25 protein-coding genes are annotated in these 21,740 nt (G+C 67.2%); 12 read left to right on the top strand and 13 right to left on the bottom strand.

The window, feature by feature from the left end; genetic code table 11:
• Window positions 1-348 precede the first annotated feature (348 nt).
• Window positions 349-1,689 carry an ATP-binding protein gene (locus tag FV233_RS20410; protein WP_147898581.1) on the bottom strand — a complete coding sequence of 447 codons (1,341 nt, stop codon included), beginning with the start codon at window positions 1,687-1,689 and terminating at the stop codon, window positions 349-351.
• On the bottom strand, window positions 1,686-2,405 hold the full coding sequence (locus tag FV233_RS20405) for a response regulator (RefSeq protein ID WP_147898580.1): 720 nt from the start codon (window positions 2,403-2,405) through the stop codon (window positions 1,686-1,688). The genes FV233_RS20410 and FV233_RS20405 overlap by 4 nt, the downstream gene beginning before the upstream one ends.
• Window positions 2,406-2,594: 189 nt before the next feature.
• Between FV233_RS20405 and FV233_RS20400 the strand changes: the two genes are divergently transcribed.
• The 3 genes from FV233_RS20400 (at window position 2,595) to FV233_RS20390 (ending at window position 3,753) form a co-directional block, all read left to right on the top strand.
• Window positions 2,595-2,927 (top strand): hypothetical protein, encoded by a 333-nt coding sequence (locus tag FV233_RS20400; protein WP_238261560.1) that lies wholly within the window; start codon window positions 2,595-2,597, stop codon window positions 2,925-2,927.
• Window positions 2,928-2,998: 71 nt separating this feature from the next.
• On the top strand, window positions 2,999-3,394 hold the full coding sequence (locus FV233_RS20395; protein ID WP_147898579.1) for an EF-hand domain-containing protein: 396 nt from the start codon (window positions 2,999-3,001) through the stop codon (window positions 3,392-3,394).
• An 86-nt stretch (window positions 3,395-3,480) separates the two neighbouring features.
• Window positions 3,481-3,753, top strand: coding sequence for a hypothetical protein (locus tag FV233_RS20390; protein ID WP_147898578.1), 273 nt, complete (start codon window positions 3,481-3,483; stop codon window positions 3,751-3,753).
• 475 nt (window positions 3,754-4,228) lie between these two features.
• Here the strand turns inward: FV233_RS20390 and FV233_RS20385 are convergent, their stop codons facing one another.
• The 3 genes from FV233_RS20385 to FV233_RS20375 all read right to left on the bottom strand — a co-directional run bounded on the left by FV233_RS20385 (window position 4,229) and on the right by FV233_RS20375 (window position 6,076).
• Entirely contained in the window at window positions 4,229-4,618 is a 390-nt protein-coding gene (locus FV233_RS20385; RefSeq protein ID WP_147898577.1) for a thioredoxin family protein, read from the bottom strand.
• 41 nt (window positions 4,619-4,659) lie between these two features.
• Window positions 4,660-5,460 carry a pentapeptide repeat-containing protein gene (locus tag FV233_RS20380; RefSeq protein ID WP_147898576.1) on the bottom strand — a complete coding sequence of 267 codons (801 nt, stop codon included), beginning with the start codon at window positions 5,458-5,460 and terminating at the stop codon, window positions 4,660-4,662.
• 310 nt (window positions 5,461-5,770) lie between these two features.
• Window positions 5,771-6,076 (bottom strand): EthD family reductase, encoded by a 306-nt coding sequence (locus tag FV233_RS20375; protein WP_147898575.1) that lies wholly within the window; start codon window positions 6,074-6,076, stop codon window positions 5,771-5,773.
• Window positions 6,077-6,197: 121 nt separating this feature from the next.
• Between FV233_RS20375 and FV233_RS20370 the strand changes: the two genes are divergently transcribed.
• The gene (locus FV233_RS20370; RefSeq protein WP_147898574.1) at window positions 6,198-6,572 is read left to right on the top strand and encodes a response regulator; all 375 of its coding nucleotides are present in this window, start codon (window positions 6,198-6,200) and stop codon (window positions 6,570-6,572) included.
• Between the two features lie 142 nt (window positions 6,573-6,714).
• On the opposite strand, the gene FV233_RS20365 is transcribed toward FV233_RS20370, so the two are convergent.
• The 5 genes from FV233_RS20365 to FV233_RS20350 all read right to left on the bottom strand — a co-directional run bounded on the left by FV233_RS20365 (window position 6,715) and on the right by FV233_RS20350 (window position 12,068).
• Window positions 6,715-9,408 (bottom strand): PAS domain-containing protein, encoded by a 2,694-nt coding sequence (locus FV233_RS20365; RefSeq protein WP_246690045.1) that lies wholly within the window; start codon window positions 9,406-9,408, stop codon window positions 6,715-6,717.
• A gap of 216 nt (window positions 9,409-9,624) precedes the next feature.
• Window positions 9,625-9,789: a hypothetical protein gene (locus FV233_RS30495; RefSeq protein WP_187278182.1), complete on the bottom strand. Its 165-nt coding sequence runs from the start codon at window positions 9,787-9,789 to the stop codon at window positions 9,625-9,627.
• Between the two features lie 97 nt (window positions 9,790-9,886).
• The gene (locus tag FV233_RS20360; RefSeq protein ID WP_147898572.1) at window positions 9,887-11,128 is read right to left on the bottom strand and encodes a sodium:proton antiporter; all 1,242 of its coding nucleotides are present in this window, start codon (window positions 11,126-11,128) and stop codon (window positions 9,887-9,889) included.
• A gap of 54 nt (window positions 11,129-11,182) precedes the next feature.
• The gene (locus tag FV233_RS20355; RefSeq protein ID WP_147898571.1) at window positions 11,183-11,410 is read right to left on the bottom strand and encodes a hypothetical protein; all 228 of its coding nucleotides are present in this window, start codon (window positions 11,408-11,410) and stop codon (window positions 11,183-11,185) included.
• A gap of 103 nt (window positions 11,411-11,513) precedes the next feature.
• Window positions 11,514-12,068: a fasciclin domain-containing protein gene (locus FV233_RS20350; protein WP_246690043.1), complete on the bottom strand. Its 555-nt coding sequence runs from the start codon at window positions 12,066-12,068 to the stop codon at window positions 11,514-11,516.
• 321 nt (window positions 12,069-12,389) lie between these two features.
• On the opposite strand from FV233_RS20350, the gene FV233_RS20345 reads away from it, so the two are divergent.
• From FV233_RS20345 to FV233_RS20325, 5 genes are all read left to right on the top strand, one after another.
• Window positions 12,390-12,905: a PRC-barrel domain-containing protein gene (locus FV233_RS20345; protein ID WP_187278181.1), complete on the top strand. Its 516-nt coding sequence runs from the start codon at window positions 12,390-12,392 to the stop codon at window positions 12,903-12,905.
• Window positions 12,902-13,183 carry a hypothetical protein gene (locus tag FV233_RS20340; RefSeq protein WP_147898570.1) on the top strand — a complete coding sequence of 94 codons (282 nt, stop codon included), beginning with the start codon at window positions 12,902-12,904 and terminating at the stop codon, window positions 13,181-13,183. Before FV233_RS20345 ends, FV233_RS20340 begins: the two co-directional genes overlap by 4 nt.
• A 107-nt stretch (window positions 13,184-13,290) precedes the next feature.
• Entirely contained in the window at window positions 13,291-14,274 is a 984-nt protein-coding gene (locus FV233_RS20335; protein ID WP_147898569.1) for a mechanosensitive ion channel family protein, read from the top strand.
• Entirely contained in the window at window positions 14,271-15,569 is a 1,299-nt protein-coding gene (locus tag FV233_RS20330; protein WP_147898568.1) for a DUF2254 domain-containing protein, read from the top strand. The genes FV233_RS20335 and FV233_RS20330 overlap by 4 nt, the downstream gene beginning before the upstream one ends.
• A 6-nt stretch (window positions 15,570-15,575) precedes the next feature.
• Window positions 15,576-15,935, top strand: coding sequence for a hypothetical protein (locus FV233_RS20325; RefSeq protein WP_147898567.1), 360 nt, complete (start codon window positions 15,576-15,578; stop codon window positions 15,933-15,935).
• A gap of 80 nt (window positions 15,936-16,015) precedes the next feature.
• Here the strand turns inward: FV233_RS20325 and FV233_RS30490 are convergent, their stop codons facing one another.
• Both FV233_RS30490 and FV233_RS20320 read right to left on the bottom strand, forming a co-directional pair.
• Window positions 16,016-16,156, bottom strand: coding sequence for a hypothetical protein (locus FV233_RS30490; RefSeq protein ID WP_187278180.1), 141 nt, complete (start codon window positions 16,154-16,156; stop codon window positions 16,016-16,018).
• Window positions 16,157-16,364: 208 nt separating this feature from the next.
• Window positions 16,365-18,536, bottom strand: a complete 2,172-nt coding sequence (locus FV233_RS20320; RefSeq protein ID WP_246690042.1) for a hypothetical protein — start codon at window positions 18,534-18,536, stop codon at window positions 16,365-16,367.
• A gap of 210 nt (window positions 18,537-18,746) precedes the next feature.
• On the opposite strand from FV233_RS20320, the gene FV233_RS20315 reads away from it, so the two are divergent.
• Window positions 18,747-19,031 (top strand): hypothetical protein, encoded by a 285-nt coding sequence (locus FV233_RS20315; RefSeq protein WP_147898566.1) that lies wholly within the window; start codon window positions 18,747-18,749, stop codon window positions 19,029-19,031.
• Between the two features lie 96 nt (window positions 19,032-19,127).
• Here the strand turns inward: FV233_RS20315 and FV233_RS20310 are convergent, their stop codons facing one another.
• The gene (locus FV233_RS20310; protein WP_187278179.1) at window positions 19,128-19,445 is read right to left on the bottom strand and encodes a hypothetical protein; all 318 of its coding nucleotides are present in this window, start codon (window positions 19,443-19,445) and stop codon (window positions 19,128-19,130) included.
• Window positions 19,446-19,760: 315 nt separating this feature from the next.
• Here FV233_RS20310 and FV233_RS20305 point away from each other — a divergent pair, with 315 nt between their 5' ends.
• A complete protein-coding gene (locus FV233_RS20305) occupies window positions 19,761-20,669 on the top strand; it encodes a tyrosine-type recombinase/integrase (protein ID WP_147898565.1) in 909 nt (302 codons plus the stop codon).
• Window positions 20,670-20,673: 4 nt separating this feature from the next.
• Window positions 20,674-21,740 (top strand): IS91 family transposase (locus FV233_RS20300; protein ID WP_147898564.1); only part of this gene is annotated, 1,067 nt, incomplete at its 3' end.

The following is a 21,740-nucleotide window of genomic DNA, read 5'->3' as shown; positions in this document are numbered from 1 at the left end:
GGTACGCCGGTGGTAGGCTTGCTAAGAATAGGGTGAACGGAATTTAGCGGGTGCGACAGGCGTTCGACGCGTGCAGCGGCGCGTCGAAGCGTCGTCCGTTCATTGTAGGCCCGTAAATACCAATAGCGGACGTTCCGCTTTGCGCCCATCTCGGCCGTTCAGCCAACTCCGGCGCCTTCTCCGAAGCGGACGTTTCAGCAGCTCAGCGTGTAAGTTCAAGGATCAAGGCACAACTCGAAGACCAGGTTGCGACCGGCACCTTCGAAGGTGACCGCCAGGGCTGCATGATCGCGCGACGCCGGGGATGGGGAAGACATCCTCGGCCTCCATTCAGCGGCATTCCGGTCCTCAGGCCGGTAGGCTTACCTCGGCTCTCAAGCCGCCAGCGGCCCGGTTGACCAAGGCCACGTCGCCGCCATGGGCGCGGATCGCCGACCGTGCGATGGCAAGACCGAGACCGGTCCCGCCCGTGTCCGCGCTGCGAGAGCCCTCCAGCCGCGCGAAGGGCGCGAACATCTCCTCGATCCTGTCGGGCGGAATGCCCGGCCCGTCGTCGTCGATGAAGACCCGGACAACGTCATCGCCCCGCTCAAGGGTGATCCGCGCCCTGCCGCCGTAGCGGACAGCGTTCTCGACGAGGTTGTCGAGGACACGGCGCAGCGCCATTCGCCGGCCATGGAACGGAAGGCTGGTCGGCGACGCGACGATCACGTCCCGCCCCAGGACCACATGGTCGTCCGCAAGGGCCCGGACCATCTCGGCGAGGTCCAACGGGCCGCTGTCCTGGGCGAGCGCGTCGTCCCGGGCGAACGCCAGGGTCGCGTCGACCATCCGCCTCATGTCCGAGATCGTGCGGACCATCGCATCCCTCAGATCGCCGTCCTCGACCATCTCGGCCCGGAGCCACAACGACGCGATGGGTGTGCGCAGGTCGTGGCTGATGGCTGCCAGCATCCGGGTACGGTCGGCGACATAGGTCCGCGAGCGCTCCTGCATCAGGTTGAACGCCGCCGTCATGGTTCGCAACTCGCTTGGGCCACGCTCCGACAGCGGTTCGAACGAGGCACCACGACCGGTCATCTCGGCGGCTCTGGCGAGATCCGTCACCGGACCGACGATCCCACGCCTCGCGACGGCGACGACCGCTAGCACCGCGATTACGCTCGCCAAGACCTGGATGAGCGCGATGCGCATCCAGGGCGGTGTTCGGAGTGCGAGCGGAGCCTCGACGTTGAGCCAGCGCCCGTCATCCAAGCGGACGGAGACCCGCAGGGCCTGGGGTCTGTCGGAAAGGCTTCCCTGCGGGGCGTCCTCCCCGACATCCCGCTCGACCAGGGCGATCCGCGCCTGGCTGGCGTCGTCCTTCATGCGGCGGTCGATCCGCCGCGCGAGCCGCGCTTCGTCTGGCCCCGTCGTGCCCTCGGGCACGAGGCTCCCGGCATCGATGGTGAAGCGGTGGCGGGGGGAGCCATAGGCCGCGACCACGCTCGGGACGGTCTCGGGCGGGACGGTGTCGAGCAGGCGCACCAACGTGGCGATGCGGTCGACCACCTGGGTCCGGGCCGCCGCACGGCCGACCCGCGAGGACTCGTGCGCAAACATCGCGAAGGCCGCGGCCTGGGCGCAGACGACTGCGAGCACGAGGAGGAGCGCCAGCCGACCGCCGAGCGAGCGCGGAACCAGCCTCAAGGCAGCGTCCTCACCTCGGCCGCCAAGACGTAGCCGCCGCCCCACATGGTCTTTAGGAGCCCAGGATTGGCTGGGTCGCGCTCCAGCTTGCGCCGGAGGCGGCTGACCTGGTTGTCGATGCTGCGGTCGAAGGCGTCGGCGGTCCGGCCACTGGTCAGGTCGAGAAGTTGGTCGCGGGAGAGCACCACCCTGGGATGCCGGGTCAGCGCCGATAGCAGGCGGAACTCCGCCGTGCTGAGCGCCACCGGGGTGCCGGCGTCATCGACGAGCTCGCGACGGTCGGTATCCAGCGTCCAGCGGTCGAACGCCAGCTTGCTTCCGTCGGCCCCGTCCCGGGTGCGGGGAAGCGCGCGCGTGCGCCGGAGAAGGTTCTTGATGCGGGCGAGGAGTTCGCGCGGCTCGAACGGCTTCGTGACGTAGTCGTCGGCCCCGATCTCCAGCCCGACGATCCGGTCGGTCCCCTCCGCCAGGGCGGTGAGGAGGATGACGGGCGTGTCGTAGGCTTCCCGGATATGGCGGCAGAGCGAGAACCCGTCCTCGCCCGGCATCATCACGTCGAGCAGCACCAGGTCGATGGCGCTTCCCGCAAGAACGACGCGAGCGGCGGCCGCGTCCGCGGCGACGGTGACCCGGAGCTCATGCCTCTTCAGGTAGGCGGCGAGCGGATCTCGGATGTCGCGATGGTCGTCCACCACCAGGATGTGCGCGTCGTCCATGTCCCGAACCTTTCGTTCCTGACCCTAACGCGCGGCGGCGTCCGCCTCCCGGTGGATTCTGTCGCGAAATGTATCGGAATCTTCGAACCCGCGACGGCTTGCGACGAAAACGGGGTGTCCCGGCAAATCCCTGCGACAGGCCAGCGGCAAGGTGCGGGCAGTCGAAACACCGCATCGGGAGACGAAGCGATGACGAAGGAACCGGTACGCGCGCCGACCGTGTTGAAGCGCTTTCTGCCCGCGGCCCTGCTGGCGGCCGGCCTGGCGGCACCGCTGGCCACCGCCGGCGCGGCCGAGGCCCGCGACGGCTGCGGCCTCGGGTTCCACCGCGGGCTCTACGGCTTCTGCCGGCCCAACCTCGGACCGAGGGTGTTCTACCGGCCCTACGCCTTCCGGCCCGCATTCTACGGACCGCGACGGTTCGGTTGGGGCGGTCCTCGCTGGCATCGCTGGGGCGGCTACCGGCATGTCGGCTGGGGCCATCGCGGGTGGGGCCACCACGGTTGGCATCACCGTTGGTGACCCTGTCGAGGCTAGGGGCCGTGCCATCCGGCGCGGTCCCGGGACGACCCGGTGACGCGAGAGGTGCGATCATGACGAAGGCTATCGCCTACCTGACCCTGTGCACACTCCTGGCGGTTACGTCCGCATCCGCCCAAACGCCTGCGGGAACGGATACGCCGAAGGGTGCAGGCGCCGCGGGCGTGGACCTCGCCACGTTCCTCGCCCGGCACCGCACCCGGATCATGCGGGCCGATGCCGATCACGACGGGCGCGTCAGCAGAGCGGAATGGGCGGCCTGGTGGGACGCCCGTCCCGGCAAGGGGCCCTACGACCCTGCCGGGCGGTTCCGGGCCATCGACGCGGACGGCGACGGTTTCGTTACCGCGGAGGAGATCGACGCCACGTCCACCAAGCGGTTCGCACGGCTCGACGCCGACCACGACGGACGGGTGACTCGCACCGAGCGGCCGTGCCGCGCCAAGTGACCGGGACCCTCGGGAACCCGGTTTAGGTACGTCTTCCCCCCCGCGGCTCGGCAAGACGCCGTGTTCGCCTACATCAAGGACCCAACATGAAGCTCACCGGTCTTATTCTGGCTGCGGCCACATCCCTGCTTATCGTCGGCCAAGCCCAGGCGCTGCCCATGGCTGGTCCCGGGCTGGGCATCGATGCCCCCATTGTCCAGGTTCGTGGCGGGTGCGGGTTCGGCGCCCATCGTGGCGGGTTCGGAGAGTGCCGCCTGAACCGCGGTCCGCGCGGCGCGATCCGGCGGGCCGTCACCGGCGCACCGCGCGGCTGCCCGCCCGGACTGTATCGCGGACCCGCCGGACGCTGCCGCCGCTGAGGCGGCACTCCCTCGGTCGAGCCACTGGGCGTCGAGCGCCCTGATGAACGAAAGCGAACTTACGCGGTCGACGATCCGCGTGGGTTCTTCGAGAGGCACCGGGCCCGGAGCCCCCACCCGGAAAGACCGCTTTCGGAGCCAGACCCGCCGGCAAGCCTTCGAATGCAAGAACGGCGTCCGTTCGGGGCCGGGTCTTCAAATCCGTCAGCCATGCCGAAGAGGCGATGAAGAGGGCCGTTTCCATGATCCTGTCCCGGCCAAGAGCGATGGCCAGGGCCGTCACGACGAGGATCAGGCCCAAGCCGGCCTCCAATCCCTTACCCACCCCCACCGTCCGGTCGCGCCATCGTATCGGCACCTCCCGCGATAGGGTGCCCGGGAGGAGCAGCGGCACCAACTGCAGGACGCATGGGGACGGCACCGGGAGGTTGCCGGGGAGGAAGGCGGGCCCAGGCTCGTGACCCCGTGAGAGCCTTCAGATCGCTTTGTCGAGGAGTGACGAGATCGCCTCGGGCTTGGTCTCACCGGCCGAGCGCCCGGTCTCCTTGTCGCCCTTGTAGGTGATGAGTGTGCTCTGCATCGTCGCGCCGAACTTCTTGACCACGTCCTTTCGGCTGTCGAAGTCGACGTCGAACACCTGCAGGTCCTTGAACTTCGGGTCGGCCTCAAGCTTCGACAGGATCGGCTTCTGGGCGGCGCAGGTGGTGCACCACGGAGCGGTGATGTGCACCAGGATCGGCTTGCCGGCCTTCTGGGCGGCCTCGAACGCGGCGGGCGTGTAGGTCATCTCGGCAGCGCCGGCGGCGGTGCCGAATAGCATGGGGGCCACGGCGAACGCGGCGAGCAGGATGCGGCGAGTGTTCATGGATGGTTTTCCTTCTTGGATGGTTGGTGGTGGGAGAGGGCTCAGTTCGAGACCTGCGTGATGGCGCGGTCGACGTTCACGCGGGCCGACCAGTCCTTGGCGCTGTCCTGGCCTTTGAGGGACACGAGGCGGGCGCCGCTCACGTCGACGTTCTTGAAGTCGGCCCCGGCGACGGTCGCGCCGGTGAGGTTGGCTCCCGATAGGTCGGAGCCCATCAGCACCACGTCGGTCAGGTCGGCATCGGTGAGGTCAGCGTATTCCAGACGCGAGCGCCCCAGGTTTGCCCCCTTCAGGTTGGCGCCTCTGAGGTTCACCGAAACGAACACGGCCCGCATCAGGCCCATGGACTGGTTCTTGATGTCGGCGCCGCCCTTGAGATCGACCAGCGTCGCCCCGGCCATGTTGGCGCCCCTGAAGTCGCCGATGGGCATGGACCGGCTGAGGTCGGCCCCGCTCAGGTTCGCGTCGCGGGCGGTGATTCCGAACATCTTGGCGCCGACGAGCTTCGCCCCGCTGAGGTCGGCCTTGATGAACCAGGCCTGCTCCAGGTTCGCGCCGGTCAGGTCGGCACGACGCAGGTTGGCCTTGTTGAGGCGGGCGGTGCGCAGGTTCGCGCCCCTGAGGTTCAGGCCCGACAGGTCGAGCCCGGTGAGCGCCTTGTCGGAGAGGTCGATGGGCTTGCCGTCCGCCTTAGCGATCAACGCCTCGACGTCGGCCCGGGTCATCTCGGCCTTCGTCATCGCCGCAGAGCCCATGTCGGCTCCCAGGAGCAGGTCCTGCTCAGCCTGGGCGGGGGCGGCCAGGAGCACGGAGGCGAGCAGAAGGGGGGCAAGGCGGCGCATGGTTTCTCCCGGTTTCTCGCCCTGGCCCTTCGGAGGCATGCGCCTCCTCACGGTCAGGCCCGAACGGCTCTTCGTTCGTTGACGGCGGTCGTATTGAGGGCAGGTCCAGCCGTCGGTGACCTGAGTCACCGTCGGCAAGACATCCCACGGCGGCGACGCCTGATACGGTAGCACTTCGGCCGCGGGCACCTCGGGCGCAAGGTGGCCGGAGTGCTCGGCATCCGCGCGCCTCCCGGGCAAAAGGCGGTGAACGTCGTGGTACCGAGACCGCGTCGGGACGGTCTGCCGAAGCCATCCGACGCTCGGTTCGTCACGTCATAGGGGAGAAAACGCTGCGCATGACGATGGTCGCATCCGTGAAGTTCCTCACGTCGGCCATCACCCGCTCCGTCTCCGGTGCAGCCAGCGCCACATCGATGTCGCCAGGTTCGCGGAACCGGTAGACGCCAATCGAGAGCCAGCCATCGCCATCCCCGGCCGGATAGAAGGCGTCGACCCCTTCGAGGCCGTATCGGCCCCAGCATTTCAACGCCAGGGCGAGATGTTTGGTGGCGTAGTATTCCCGATCAAACCGCGTGCCCGCCTCGCCGGCACAAACGACGGTCATCCTAGTCATGCGAGTTTCCTTCCTGGCGAACCCCGCGATTGAAGGCGGGAATAGACAGCGGCGATGTCGTTAGACTCCCATGTCACGGCCAGGGCCGGCAACCATCGGCCTTAACCTCAGTTATAAAACCATGACGACGAAGCGCTCCATGGAAGCCTCGGCCGTCCTCGTCGTCGAGGACGACGATCTTGTGCGCCTCCTTGCGGTCGAGATGCTGGCGGATGCGGGCTTCGAAATCATCGAGGCGCGGCATGCCGACGAGGCGTGGTTCATCTTGCACGAGCGCTCCGACATCGGCGCGCTGTTCACCGACGTCGACATGCCGGGCACGATGTGCGGGGTGACCCTCGCTGGTCGCGTCCACGAGGCTTGGCCCGACATCCGCCTCGTCGTGACCTCGGGGCGCCAACGGTTCGCCGACGGTGAGATCCCCGACCACGGTCTGTTCGTGCCCAAGCCCTATAGCGCCGACCAGGTCGTCGACGCGATCCATCACGCCACGTAAGGCGGATCGCCAAAGGTCTGGAACACCCGGACCCGACGCACCGCCACGGAGGGATCCAAGACCCTCGTCGGGCCGTATGTCCATTCGCCTCGATCAGTGCGACCGAATCCGACGTATCGCTCCCCAGGTGGCTCGTGCCAGCCTAATGCCCGAGAGACGGGGCATCCTCGGCCTGCAGTCCCTTGAGGGGCGCGTCGATGGTGCAGACGACGCCGGTCGCCGGGTAGGACAGGTCGACCTCTCCTCCAAAATTCCCTGCCAGGCCCCGCCCGATCAGCCTCGTTCCGAAGCCAGTGCGGGTGGGCGGCACCACGGCGGGCCCACCGGCCTCCGACCAACGCAACGTGCAATGGGATTCGCCGTCCTGATCGCGTAGGTGCCAGGTGATCGACACTTGGCCGTTCGCCGTCGAGAGCGCCCCGTACTTAGCGGCGTTTGTGGCGAGCTCATGCAACATCAGCGACAACGACATCGCCGCCCTGGCTCCGACTGTGAAGGTCGGTCCCTCCAGGACGAACCGACCCGGGTTGTCCTCGTGGGTCTGCAACGCGCTTTCGATCAAGGTTCCGACCGGAGCCGCGCCGATCGAACCTCCGAGCAGTAGGTCGTGCGACTTGCTCAGCGCGATCAGGCGACCGGCCAGGGTCTCCTTGGCGGTGTCCAGGTCGGTCGCCGTGCGCATGGTCTGCGTGGCGATGGATTGGACCATTGCCAGCATGTTCTTCATGCGATGGCTGAGTTCGAGGTTCAGCGTCCGCTGCCGTTCCTCCGCCTCGATCCGCGCCAGGGCCGCACGGGTCCGGTCGGCGATATTGTTGGCGAAGCTGATCTCCTCCGGCGTCCAGGCGTACGGAACATCCTTGAGGGCATAGAGCAGGGCCACGAACCGCCCATGTTCCATGAGCGGCAGGTTGAGCAGGGAACGCACGTGGATGGCCGCGAGGGCGCCGGCGTCCGAGGCGGTCCGGGGGTCGCCGCCGACATCGTCGATGACGACGACATGGCCGTTCTTCAGGCTCTCGATGTACGAGCCGTAGTCCCGGAAGCCATGCACGCCGCCGATGCCCGGCAGACCCGGTGCCGACCATCCCTGGTCGACGAGGATGGTCTCCGCGTCATGGTCGACCGCCCCGTATCCGGCGTGGGACAGGCTCAGCGTCCGACCGAGGATCTCGGACGCCATGCGTGCGATCTCGGCCGGATCGTTCGTGTTGCGCAGCCGGTCCCCCAACTCGGCGAGGGCCGCGCGCCTGGCGTCGGTTCGTTTGCGCTCGGAGACGTCGATGAACATCGCGGCGAAACGTCGTTCGGTCTCGCGGTAGGCCCGGACTTCGAACACGCGTCGAAGCTCGGGAACCGTGATGTCGAAGATCTCGGACAGACCGGTGTCCACCACACGTGCGTAGGTCTCGATCACCCAGTCGGGAATGCCTGGGATGACCTCGCGAACCGTACGGCCCACGGTCTCGACGGGTAGACCGGACTGTGCGGCGAAGGCCGGGTTGATCTCCACGAAGCGGTAATCGAACGGTCGGCCCTGATGGTCGCGGATGATCTCGCCGCTGAAGAACCCTTCGTGCATGCCCTCGAAGAGGCCGCGCCAACGCTGCTCGCTGTCGAGGATCGACTGCTCGGAAGCCCGTTGCCTGGTGATGTCGCGGGAGACCACCAGCAGCCGCTCGGGCTGACCGTCCGCGCCTCGGATCGGTGTGACCTGCACGTCCCACCACTTCGGCGTGCCCTTGAGGGTGTCGGCGGGCGCCTGGAAGTGGCCGGTGCCGCCGGAAAGCGCCGCCCAGAACGCCGCCTGGGCATCGATCCTAGCCTGCCCGTGCCAGAACCCGGTCCAATCGCAGCCCCTGACCTGGTTGAAGTCGTCGGCCTCCATGACCGCAAGGCCGCCCTCGTTCATGAAGGTCAGCCTGGCGCTGGGATCGAGCACCTTGATGCAGTCGGCCGACGAGGACAGCACGCCACGCATAAATGCGGCGTCCGCCTGTTCCTTGGCGGCGGCGTCCCGTTGGGTCGTCCTGTCGCGAAGGATCTTGAGGAAGCCCTCGTGCCGACCGTCCTCGTCTCGAAGCGGCATCATCTCGCCGTTGGCCCAGAACAGGCTGCCGTCCTTGCGCAGGTGCCAGCGCTCGTCCGTGCCGCGCCCGTGCAGCAGGGCCGAGGCCATCTCCTGTTCGGGAATGCCGGTGGCGACATCCTCCTCGGTGAAGAACACGTGCGCCGGCTTCCCGCGCATCTCGTCCTCGTTCCAACCGAGGATGCGTTCGGCGCCCGGCGACCAGCTCGTCACCATGCCGTCGAGGTCCAAGGAGACGATGGCGTAGTCGACCGCGCTCTCCAAGATGGCCTTGTTGCGGCGGTCGCTCTCCTTACGGAGCCGGAGCGACCGGCGTAGCTCCAGGGTCGTGACGACCTGGTTCGCCAGCGTCCGCAACACGAACGCCTGCGCCGGCGTGAGCTTGTTCGGCTTGGTATCGAGGACGCAGAGCGCGCCTAGGGCGACGCCATCGGGCGTCCTCAGCGGGGCACCGGCGTAGAAGCGTACCCCAGGGCCACCGGTCACCAGCGGATTGGTCGATGTGCGCGCGTCCCGGGTCAGATCCTCGATCTCGAAGACGTCGTCCTGCTGAACCGCGTAGGCGCAGATCGACTGGGACAGGGGCGTCTCGCGCTGCCCGAAGCCGGTCTCGGCCTTGAACCATTGGCGGTCGCCATCGAGGAGCGAGATCAGCGAAACCGGCATGCCGCAGACGTCGGACGCGACCTTCACGATGTCGTCGAACTCGGCCTCGGCAGGCGTGTCGAGAACGGCATAGCTGGCCATCTCGGCCCGTCTACGTCTTTCGACCTGATCGCCCCCACCGAACATTACGCGCCTGCGGTCCCTTCGATGACACGATTGATTCGATACCGGTCGCGGCGAGGTTTGCCCGCAATCGACCGACCCTTCAATGGCATCTCGTTGCTCGGTCCATCCGGATCCCCCGAGCCGCGCGTTCCAACGGGACTGCGCGGCTCCGGGGTGGATACCTTCGGCAACTCAGGCCGCGCCGACCGGTCGCAGGCCGGCTATCGCGCCGAACGAGGCAAAGCGGTCAGGTCCGGCGAAGGGAACATCGAGGATGCAGCTCAGACCGTCAGAAGGAGGTTCGGCGCGAGGTCTCAGGGTGTCCTTCATCAGAGAATTGCCGTGACGTTCGTCCATAGGCGCATTCGACCGGATGTGCCGAATTTACGTCACCGCGGCGTCACGGCCGGATGGGCGCGGTGAGAGCCTTTACCCGCGGGACCTCGACTTCCGATCAAAGCGTCCGCCGCGCGACCATGCTGAGTGTCGAGCCCTGTACGATTATGGTGAACAGCACCACGGCGTAGGTCGCCGCCAGGATGGCCGGCTTGGCATCGCTCTCCGGGATGGAGAGCGCAAGTGCCACCGAGATGCCGCCTCGTACACCCGCCCAGGTCAGGAACGGGACGTTGCTGAGGCAGAGGTTGCCGCCCCAGCGGAAGAGCAGCACCGGGGCCGTCACGGCGACGAGGCGAGCGAGCAGCACGACAGGGACGGCGCAGGCAGCCAGCGTCAGGCCCGAGACCTGGAACCGGAGCACGAGGACCTCCAGCCCGATCAGCAAAAACAGCACCGAGTTGAGGACCTCGTCGATCAAGGTCCAAAGGGCGGAGACGTACTTCTGGGTGTTGTCGCTCATCGCATGCCGCGGGGCGCGCTCGCCGATCAGCAGTCCGGCTGCGACCACGGCGAGCGGCCCGCTGGCGCCGAGCTTCTGGGCGAGCGCGTAGGTGCCGGAAACGAGCGCGAGGGTGATCAGCACCTCGACCGGGAAGTCGTCGATGGCCCGCATCGCGCGGTAGGCGACGTAGCCGGTCACGACGCCGAGGACCAGGCCGCCCCCGGCCTCGTGCAGGAGGAGCGTCGCGACGTCGCCCACGCCGGTCGCCTCTCCGCCCGATTCGGAGGCGAAGGCCACGAGTACCGTAAAAAGTACGATGCCGATGCCGTCGTTGAATAGGGCCTCCCCCTGCATCTCGATCTCAAGGGCCTCGGGGACCTGCACGTTCTTGAGGGTGGCCAGCACGGCGACCGGATCGGTCGGGCTGATGAGCGCCCCGAATACCAGCGCCCAGGTGAAGGGCATGGGATTGCCCAACGCCTGGGCGGCGGTCCAGAAGACGCCCCCGACCAGAACGGTGGAGATCAGCGTGCCGAGGAGGGCGAGGGTTGCCACCGCCAGGGCGCGGTCTCGAAGAGCCCGCAGGTCGAGGCCCATGGCGCCGGCGAACAGCAGGAAGGCCAGCATGCCATTCATCACCACGTCGGTGAAGTCGACCTGGTCGAGCACTTGAGTCAGATCCGCGTAGAGGTGCTGGGCCGGGAAGGCGAGGTCGAGGCCGACGAGGGCGAGCGACGCGAGCAGCCCCATCACGAGCAGGCCAATGGTGTGCGGCATCCGAAGGAAGCGGCGGTTGACCCAGCCGAACAGGGCCGAGAGGGTCAGCAGCAGGGCGGCGAGGTCGAAGATCGAGATAACGGGAGCCTCCGGACGTGGCGAGACTCGACCTTGAGGGCTCGCGGACTGAACCTAGCCTTGGTCGCCAACCGCGACGCCGATTATGGCATCCTCGGACGCGACCGCACCCTGATCCGACGGGCGGGCTATCGGTGCCATGCCGTCGGTGCCGAGGACAGTGGCCGCGGTCAGTCCCGTCGATTGCATCCCCTGGTGAGGAGCGCCGATCCAGAAAGCTGCGCCGACCAGCAGGGCCGTAGAGATGGCCATCGCCGCCAGGAACGTCGTGAGGAACCTCATGACCATTCCAATGAATGGCCAAGTTCGAATGTTCCTCGGCGATGGTGCATTCGGGAGAGACGGCCCACCCCCGAAAAGGAGGCGGGCCGTCCGTAACGACGGGTTACTTCGGCATCAGGACGCTGTCGATGACGTGCACGACGCCGTTCGACTGGTTCACGTCGGCCTGCTCCACGAAGGCGCCGCCGCCCTTCTGGTCGATCAGCGCAAGCCGGTCGCCGTCCATCTTCACGGTCAACACTTGGCCCTCGACCGTCTTCAGGTTCGCGGCTTCGCCGCCCATCTTCGCCTTGGCCTTCAACTCCTTGGCGTCGAGCTTGCCCGGCACGACGTGGTAGGTGAGCACGGCCGTCAGCGTCTTCTTCATGTCGGGCTTCAGGAGCGAGTCGACCGTGCCGGCCGGCAGCTTCTTGAAGGCGTCGTTCGTCGGCGCGAACACCGTGAACGGGCCCTTACCGCTCAAGGTGTCGGCGAGCCCGGCGGCCTTCACGGCGGCGACGAGGGTCGTCAGATTGCTGGCCTTGGAGGCGTTCTCCACGATGGTTTTGTCGGCCATCATCGGCGCGCCACCGACCATCGGGGAGGTCTCGGCGAGGGCCGGAGCCGCAATGGCCACGCCTACGGCGAGGAAGGCGGCGGTCAGGGTGGTACGCATCATCGAAAATCCCTTTTACGTCGTCACGGCCCGATCATCGAGGCTCGTGACGACGTTACGGGACGTTGCTGTGTCCAGTTTCGCCGTAATAATCACAAGAAAGTTATCTATGATGCTGCCATAGCCCGGGATTAATTTTCGTTCATGCAGCGCATCACGGCGGTGTACTACGGATCGGTGGGTAAGACCCGCATCGTCAAGCCCGTTTATCGATCCGTGTTGGGTCGGCGACTTACAAAATGTTCATGTGGTGGGCGACGATTTTTCTGAACGTTTCCTGAACGAAGACGTTGTGGCCCCGAACCGTGCAGTCTGGATGGGTACATGCCAGGCCCTGTGGTCGGGCATCCCAATCTGCACCTTCAAAGCCTTCACTCGGAGAACGTCTTGTCTTATCGCAACATCACCGCCGCCATTGCGCTCGCTTGCCTCTCGGTTCCGGCGCTCGCCCAGACGACGCCCGCTACTCCGACTACAGGCATGAGCTCTTCCTCTGACATGGGGATGAAGATGGCCGACACCGCGACGGTGAAGCTCAAGTACGTGACCGTGAAGCCGGCCGACGTAATGTCGTCCAAGCTCGTCGGCGCGACCGTCTACAATAACAAGAAGGAGACGGTCGGCGAGGTCGAGGATCTCGTGATCGAGAACGGCAAGACCCTGACCGGCGTGGTCGTCAGCGTGGGCGGCTTCCTCGGCATGGGAGAGAGCTACGTGGTGCTCGACCCGTCGACTCTCGCCATCCATGACAAGGACGGCAAGTGGGCGGTTTACGCCGATACCGACAAGGATACCCTGAAGAACGCGCCGACGTTCTCTTACTCGAAGATGAAGAAGTGATCGCGACCAACGAAGGAGAGACGACCATGAAGCACACCATTCTCGCCTCGGCGCTCCTGGCCGGTCTCGGTCTCGGCGCTTCGACTCTGCCCTCGGCAGCGCTGCCGGTGAACGCAACCGGCGTTGCAACCTCGACGAACGCCGACCTTGTCCAGGTGCGTATGCACCGGCGCCACCGCATGCGGCAGGGTTCGGCCAGCCGCGGCAACGCGAGCATGCCCTCGCGCGGCGCCCGCGGGCAGCAATATGGCGGAACGACTGGCGGCCCGCGTCGCTGACCCGGCCCGACCGCGATCCGTGGGGGCTGTCCCCCGCGGATCATCGATGAAGCGCCGCCGGCTGGCACGCCCGCCACCGGCGGCTTTGTTATGAATCGGGACACCGTATGATCTTCTCGGAAGCGATCGGGCGCCTCGAAGGACTGGGCCGCTCGGCCGCCGCCCTCGTGCCGGGGCTCGTCATCGCCCTCGTCCTGTTCGGCCTGGGCCTCCTGGTCGCCCGCGGCGTTCGCGCCGCCGTTCGCAGGGCGGCGGAGCTGCGGCAGGCCTCGCCCGGTTCCGCCGCCGTGCTCGGGCGGATCGCCGGCGGCATGACGATCCTGGTCTCGTTCCTAGTTGCGGCCTCGGTGGCTTTTCCCTCCGTCTCGGCCGCGGACCTGTTCAACCTGCTCGGCATCGGCGGCGTCGCCATCGGCTTCGCTTTCCGCGACGTGCTCCAGAACCTGCTGGCTGGCATCCTCATCCTGCTGACCCGTCCGTTCGTGATCGGCGACCAGATCCGGGCGGGCTCGCACGAAGGCACGGTCGAGGACGTTTGGGTACGGGCGACGGTTCTGCGCACCTACGACAACCAGCGCATCCTGATCCCAAACGCGACACTGTTCGTCGACAAGATCACGATCATCACCGCCCACGACAAGCGTCGGCTCGCCTTCCCGCTCACCATCGGAAACGGTGACGACATGAAGGAGGCCCGCCGCGTTATCGTCGAGGCTTTACAGGGGACCAAGGGCGTTCTCGTTGACCCGCCGCCCGAGGCGCTGGTCACGGGCCTGGGCGCCGCCGGCGTCGACATGACGGCGCGCTTCTGGATCGACCCGCCCCGGCGGCGCGACGCGGTGGACGCGCTCGACCACGCCATCTCGAACGTGAAGGACGCGCTCACCGCCGCCGGCATCGACCTGCCCTACCCGACGAGCCAGATCCTTCTGCACGACCAGACCGAGGAGGCGGACGGCGACCGCACCCGCCAGCGCGAGGGCTGGCCGGCCGGCAGAAGTCCGCCGCGTGCGCGCTGGGAGGTTCTCCGGAAGGATCGAGTGCTCCGCGATGATGGCGAGACGGTTCGTCGCGAGGAGGATCGGGCATGAAGGCGCGTCTCCAGGCCTGGATCGAGTTCCTGGGCGACCTGTTCTGGCTCAAGCCTGCCCTGATCGTTCTCGGATGCCTGCTGCTGGCCCAGATCGGAGTCTGGCTGGAGACGGCCCACATCGCAGGCTACGAAGCCTCATCGCCCGACCAGAACTGGGGCTATTCCGGCGGCGCAGAAGGTGCGCGCGCGCTCCTGAGCGCCGTGGCGTCCTCGACCATCGGGGTGGCCGGCACGACCTTCTCCATCACCATCGCGGCCCTTACGCTCGCCTCCGGTCAGATGGGCCCGCGTCTGCTGCGCAACTTCACGCGGGACGCCCGCAACCAGGTCGTCCTCGGGATCTTCCTCGGCACCTTCGCCTACGCGCTGATGGTCCTGCGGACGGTGCGTACTGTGCAGGAGAGTCCGTTCGTCCCACATCTCGCGATCACCGGGGCTATCGCGCTCGCTCTGCTGTCGCTCGCTACCCTGGTCTGGTTCGTTCACCACATCGCCATCAGCATCAACGTCGAGACCGTGGTCGACGCGGTCCATCGCGACCTGTGTGCGGCCGTCGAGGCGCGCACCCAAGACAGGGCGGGAATGACGCCTCCCGCCCGACTGCCGGAGGGGGGCGGGGTGGCCGTGAGCGGGAGCGGATACCTTCAGGCGCTCGACAAGGACGGGTTGGCGGATTGGGCGCACGCGCATGGCGTCGTCGTCGCATTGAGGATCCGGCCCGGCGACTACGTGCCGAGCGGTTTCCCGATCGCCTATGTCTCCGCCGGCGTCGCGGAGGCCGGCGAGGCCATTCGCGGGGCCTTGACCTTCGGTCGCCGCCCGGCCGCCCTCCAGGACCTCGAATACTCGATCCGGCAACTGGTCGAGATCGCGGTCCGCGCGCTCTCGCCCGGCATCAACGACCCGTTCACGGCCGGTAGCGTCGTCGACCACCTCGGCGATGCCCTGTGCCGCGTGGCGTCGCGTCACCTGCCCACCGGGGCGGTCGTGCGCGAGGGCGAGGTCGTGCTCGTTGTGCCGGTGACCGACTACGACGGCCTGTGTGACGCCATGTTCCACATGATCCGCCAGAACGCCGCCGGCTCTGTGCACGTCCTGGTCCGTATGCTCGACGTGCTCACCCGCGTCGCCGAGGTCGAGCGGCTGACGGACCGGACCGCCGAGCTCGCCCGCCACGCCGACCTCGTCCTCGCTGCGGCCAGGCGCGACGTCGCCGACCCCCACGACCTTGCCGACCTGGAGGCAAGGCATGCCCGATTTGTGGCGATGGGCGTAGGTGGCCGTTCCACATGAGGTCGCATGGCGGTCTCCGACGACCTTCCCAAGCATCGCACCCGCGTTTCCGATCCATCCAAGGACAACCGAGTGATTCGCTTCACCCTCCTGATCCTCATCGTTGCATCCCCCGCGCTGGCTTCCGCCGCTCCCGCCTCCAAGCAATACTGGGACGATGGCGTTCGGACCGGTGGGATGGGCGTCGCGTACCTGCGTGAACGCGTCGTTACGCAGATTTCCTCAGCCAGCAGCTCTTCCAGGCGGCTAGGCGGCGAATGCTCCGAACGCATTTCTGATTCGCCGGCTGCCCTTCTCAGACCCGTTCAAACTCGCTCCGCATTGCAAAAGGCCGCCCGATTTCCAAAGGGCAGCCCAATACTCTAATTTTATTTAGCGCGGAACTTTGATACTATAAAGCGCATAACCTAAAGCGTATAATTTGGTCGGCTATCACAAGATGGTATCTAAAGTTTGACGAGCAGCAACAGCAGGATGATGTTGGTGACCTTGATCGCGGGGGTCACGGCGATAGCCGCTGTGTGCTTGTTGAGCAGGTTGTGGTTGATCGCCGAGCGTGCACACCTCGATTCGAAGTAGACCTTCAAACAGGTAGAAGGACCGCGCAGCCTCCCTCAAGAGCAACTACTTCAGCCACGGGAAAGGTCTGCCTTTCCGGTTTTAACGTCGGAAACGGACCGCCACCTTACGGCCAGCAACGGTCAACACGCAGCGCTCGCCTGAGTTTCTGAGACGGGTGAATACTGCTGGTCCGCTTCGGGGCAGACGGCTGGGGGCAAATGTTCGGAATAGGCTCTATGGGATTTGCGTGTCACGGTGATCATTCATCAAAGTCGGCGCATCGGTGATGTCGTCCATGACGAGCTGGTTCAGCGCACAGATGAACGAAGACAGTCGGTAGCCGTCGTGGCGCGAGAGCGCGTTGTCGAAAGCGCGGACGTTCCAGAACGGGTCGTTGGCGCGCGTGATCGGCGCCATGCCGGTCAACTGAAGGCCGTGCAGGAAGCGCGCGGCGGGGCCGTGCTCGCCAGGCCGGCCGGGTGCGAGGTCGGCGCTGTCCCAGAAGTTGCCGCGTCGGTCGGCGCGCGCCAGCCGACCCCGGGTCAGCCAATGGTCGGAGCGCGGGCAGTCGAGGGCGGCGTCGGCGAGCGTCGCGTAGGGGTGGTGCCGTTCGAGGCCGGAAGCATCGAGCCCGAGTAGCTCGTGGGTCGTACCGAACGGCGCGGCCGAGGGTTGGGCATCGGCGAGCACGCCGGCTGCCGGCCGCGGCGGGTCGAGGTTGCCGATGGTGTGCGAATCCTCCCGGGCGGTGTTCTGGAACGGGAAGGTCGCGGCCAGCAGCGACAGGGCGCGCAGCGGCAGGGTCAGCGATCCGGCTACGAGGTCGACGGGCGCGGGCGGGGTGCAACTCTCGCCTCGGGGCTGGCGGCCTTCGAACCGCGCCGCCACGCGGTCGAGGAAGCTCGCTGCCGGGCGGAAATCGAACTTGAAGGTCGGGAACAGGTCGTGTGTCGCCCAATCATAGTCGACGCCCGCATCGAACATGCTGTCCGTCGCCGAGAGCCGGCTCCGGATCTTCCGGCGGGCGGCGGCGAAGGCGTCATCGATATCGAGGCCGATCCACGCGCAATCCCCAGGCCGCAGGCCACCGGCCGGGAAGGCCAGAGCCGCGGTCACCGACATCAGGACCGGTCGCTGGTCGGCCGGAAAGTAGCCGTCGTCGCGCGCGACCTCGGCAGCCGGCGTTTGGGCGTCGGCATGGTCGGCCAGCTTCAACCAGACCTCGCGCTGGATCGCAGTCCATTTACTCGCTTCGGAGGCGGGGTTGATCAGGACCACGAGATTGCCCAGCACCGGCAGTAGCGTTTCTCCGAACCGATGGCGGTGCACCGCCTTGACCATGTCGTCCTTGAGCCCGCTCGCAAGCATGTTGCCACCGAGGCTGTGCCCGGCGACGATCAGCTTGTTGTGCGCGCCCGGCGCGCTGAGTGTCGTCTCGATCGTGCGGAGCGCCGAGATCGCCGCGGGCGCGATGGCCTCGCTCACCGGCTTCCGGTCGAACAAGGTAGCGCCGGCCGAGAGATTTCCGAAGAAGCCGCCGATCGCGTCGCCGAACCACCGCCGCAGGCCGCGCTCGTCGACTCGCGCCCCGCGCCAGCCGATATAGATCGCCGTGACGTCCATGTCGCAGACGCTCGGGTCGCTGGGGCAACGCTGCGCGAGAAAACGGGCGGCGTGGGCCGCGTAGAGGCGCAGGTCCGCCACGTTGCCGTCGCCGATCCGCGCGTCGTGCCGCCAGCCGTGGACGAACGCGATCACGTAATGCGACCCGGTCGAAAGATGCTTTTTCAGGGCGTCGAGCTGGGTGATGACGGGCTTGACCATCGTGGCCGGCATACCCTTGGCCCGCATCTCGTTATCCATGGCGTGGCGGAGCATCGCGCTGTCGATGGCCGTGTCGCTCGCACCCTCGCGGGAGACCAGCGCATAAGGTTCGCCGTCCTCCTGGAACTCGATGAAGCCGAGATGGAAGGCGAGGTCGCTCCCACCGGACTCGCGGGCCGGGACGATGTGGCGCTGCAGGGCGCAGCGCAGCCGGGTCGCCCAACGCGCATCTGTCGCGATCACCGCGCCCTCGTCGTTGCTGGCATCGACCCAACCGTCGCCGTCGGACGGCATCGCCGCCCGCAGGGTCTCGCGCCCTGTATCGGCCAGGATCGTCCACCCAGTCGCGAGCCCGTCACGGCATTCGGTCAGCCCCGGGTCGAGGTTGCGATAGGCGTGCGCCTTATCGGTGGAGAGTACGACGTAGTTCAGGAACAGGATGCCGAGGGCCGCCAGGACCAGCGTGGCGGCGATCCGAGCGGTGGTCCGGGACGCGTGCAACACCCCGCGAACGAGTCCGAAGGTCACCCAACGCACGCCGCTGCGCCGCCCGTCAGGCGCGGTGCCAGGACCGGAACTCATCGCGCTTGCGTCCTGATCAGGGGCACCCAAGCGCGCCGTTTTGGTCGGATCGCAAACGACGCCATCGGGATTCCTCTCCGTCCAGCCGGACTTTCGTTCGCCGCAGGCCTTCCGTTACGGTGCGGGCGGCGACGCGCAGGATGACCCAGCCCCGTAACCCTTCGGTCCGGACCCGCGAAGTTTCCTCGATGGAACCGGAGGCGATCCTTCATGATGCGCGCAATTCTGCCGGCTGTCGCTCTCCTCGCCGGTACGGGCCTGGCCACGGCGTCCCTGTCGGGGCTTGTCGGCGCTTGGGGTCACGACTTCGTCGTCACGCCGTTCGAGCCGATGCAGCTCATGGTCGCGATCGCGACTGACAAAGCTACTGGCAAGCAGTTCAACATCGTCAAGATGCCGGACGGCCACGTGATGGCGGTCGTGCCGTTCGACCAGATAGCGAAGATGCCGGAGATCGCCCCTAACAGCTTGATGCCGATGAAGTTGGGACGGTGAGGGATCGAATGCCTACCCAATGTCCGGTTAGATGCGCATAGCAGGCTAGCTGATTTGCCTTAGTTAAATCAGGCGCTGATGTTACCGTCTTCAGGTTTAGGCTATGCCGTACACGTCTGCCAAGTCGAGGAAATAATGACCGTGCACGGTGCAACGTAGGATATCCACGATCACGACAAGTAAGAGGTTGTTCACGTTCGTACCGATCAGAACCTGATCGTACCGGTCGGCTGCGTCGCGATAGACGTCGGTGACGTCGAGAAGCTCCGTGACACGTCCCAGCGGCAGCTCGATCGATTCGACGTACGACCAGACATCGACGCCTGCGTCAGCGGTTGCCGTCACGTTCCGCATCGGAGCGGTGAAGCAGGCTGAGAACTCGGTTCGGGACAAAAGGCAGGGCGCCGTCATCATAGTCCGCTCGTAAGGTTTGTCGTCGCTCTTACCACGAGCCGCACGGGGACCGCGTTTTCACCCAGTCTCGGTCGGCATGAGATCGTCTGCTTTCCCAGCACCCGACCTCAGGAGCGGACCAGCCGCTTTCGGCCAGCAACTGCCACCACGAAGCGCCCGCCTGAACGTCTCAGATGGCTGGATGAACGAACCCGCTCGCGCGGGATGGGTGGCAGCGTCGACGTCGGTGGATTGACTCGAACGCCGAGCGCCGATTGAGGACCGCCCGGTCCGGGCGGACGATCCCGGCTCCCTTCCTTCGAGCGGAGCCGTCCCATGACCGTCCTCGCCGTTCCCGCCGCTGCCGGCGGCTCGTTGCGCCAGCGCCTGATCGACGACATGACCCTGCGCCGGTTCTCTCGGGAGACGCAGCGCAATTACATCCGCGACGTCGGGCGGCTGGCCGCCTTCCTGCGGCGATCGCCCGATACCGCGACCGGCGACGACCTGCGCCGCTTTCAGATCGCCCAGCAGGAACTCGGCCTCGGCGTGCCGACCATGAACGCCATCGTCTCCGCCCTGCGCTTCTTCTTCGTCCAGACGCTCAACCGCCCCGATCTCGCCCGCAGGCTGGTCCGCCTTCGGCATCCCCGCGCGCTGCCCGACGTGCTGAGCGCCGACGAGGTCGGGCGCCTGCTCGATGCCACGGTCTGCCTGAAGCACCTCGCCGCCCTGTCGGTTGCCTACGGCGCCGGACTGCGCGTGGCCGAAGTCGCCGCGCTCAGGGTCGGCGATATCGACTCGACCCGCATGCTCCTGCGGATCGAGCGCGGCAAGGGCGAGCGCGACCGCAACGCCCTGCTGTCGGCCGATCTTCTGGACCTGCTGAGGCGATGGTGGGTCGAGGGATACCGGCAGGGCATCCTGCAGCGCCAGGGCTGGCTGTTCCCCGGGCAGGACCAGATACGGCCGATCAGCACGCGCCAGCTTCACCGCGTCGTCGTGGAGGCGGCGCGCGCGGCCGGGATCCCCAAGCGCGTCGGTCCCCATACCCTGCGCCATTCCTTCGCCACCCACCTCCTGGAGGACGGCGTCGACATCCGCGTCATCCAAGTCCTGCTCGGGCACAGCCGGCTCGACACGACCGCCCTCTACGCCAAGGTCGCCACCCGGACGGTGCGGGCCGTGACGAGCCCGCTCGACAGGCTCGCCCTGTTCCATAGACAGGGGCCAGCGCCGGGCTGAGACGATGCCCGCCGCGACGGTCGCCGCGATCGAACTGGCCGACGTCTTCTGCGCCGCCGGCCCAGCCTATCGCGTTGATCAGGCCGGCCATCTGAGCCTGGACACGCTGAAGGTGATGGCTGCGATCGAGCGCTGCCGCACGGCCAGCCTCGGCGGCCATGTCGAGGGCTGCGACGCGTGCGGCCACCTGCGCATCGCCTACAACTCCTGCCGCAACCGGCACTGCCCCCGGTGCCAGGGCGCGGCGGCCCGCGACTGGCTCGCCGCGCGCGAGGCCGACCTCCTCCCGGTCGGCTACTTCCACGTCGTCTTCACCCTGCCGGCCGAGATCGCCGCCATTGCCTTCCAGAACAAGGCCGCCGTCTACGACTTGCTGTTCCGGGCGGCGAGCACCACCCTGATGCGGATCGCCGGCGACCCGAAGCATCTCGGGGCCCGCATCGGCCTCACCGCCGTGCTCCACAGCTGGGGCTCGGCCATGACCCACCATCCGCACGTCCACATGATCGTCCCCGGCGGCGGCCTCTCCCCGGACGGGACCCGCTGGATCGCCGCGCGCCCCGGCTTCCTCCTGCCGGTGCGGGTCCTGGGTCTGCTGTTCCGCCGCCTGTTCCTCGAAGGGCTCACCGCCCTCCATCAGGCCGGGACGCTCGCCTTCTTCGGCACCCTGGCCCCGCTCTCGGATCCCAGGGCCTTCGCCCGCGCGCTCGCCTCGGTACGGCGGAAGCGTTGGGTGGTCTACGCCAAGCCGCCGTTTGCCGGACCGAAGGCGGTGCTCGCCTATCTGGCGCGCTACACCCACCGCGTCGCCATCTCCAGCCGACGCATCCTCGCCTTCGACGGCGCGAGCGTCAGCTTCCGCGTCAAGGACTACCGGCGCGACGAGACCGGACGGCCGCGGATCATGACCCTGTCGGCCAAGGAGTTCATCCGGCGCTTCCTGCTCCATGTCCTGCCGCGCGGCTTCCACCGCATCCGGCACTACGGCTTCCTCACGGGCTCGAACCGGACGGCCGGCCTGGCCCACATCCGCGCGATCCTCGGCGTCCCGACCCCGCCCCGGCCCCCCAC

The organism is Methylobacterium sp. WL7, assembly GCF_008040085.1.
Classification (GTDB): Bacteria; Pseudomonadota; Alphaproteobacteria; order Rhizobiales; family Beijerinckiaceae; genus Methylobacterium; species Methylobacterium mesophilicum.
Note: the sequence above shows the minus strand (reverse complement) of the source record. Positions and strands in the feature narration are given on the sequence as shown.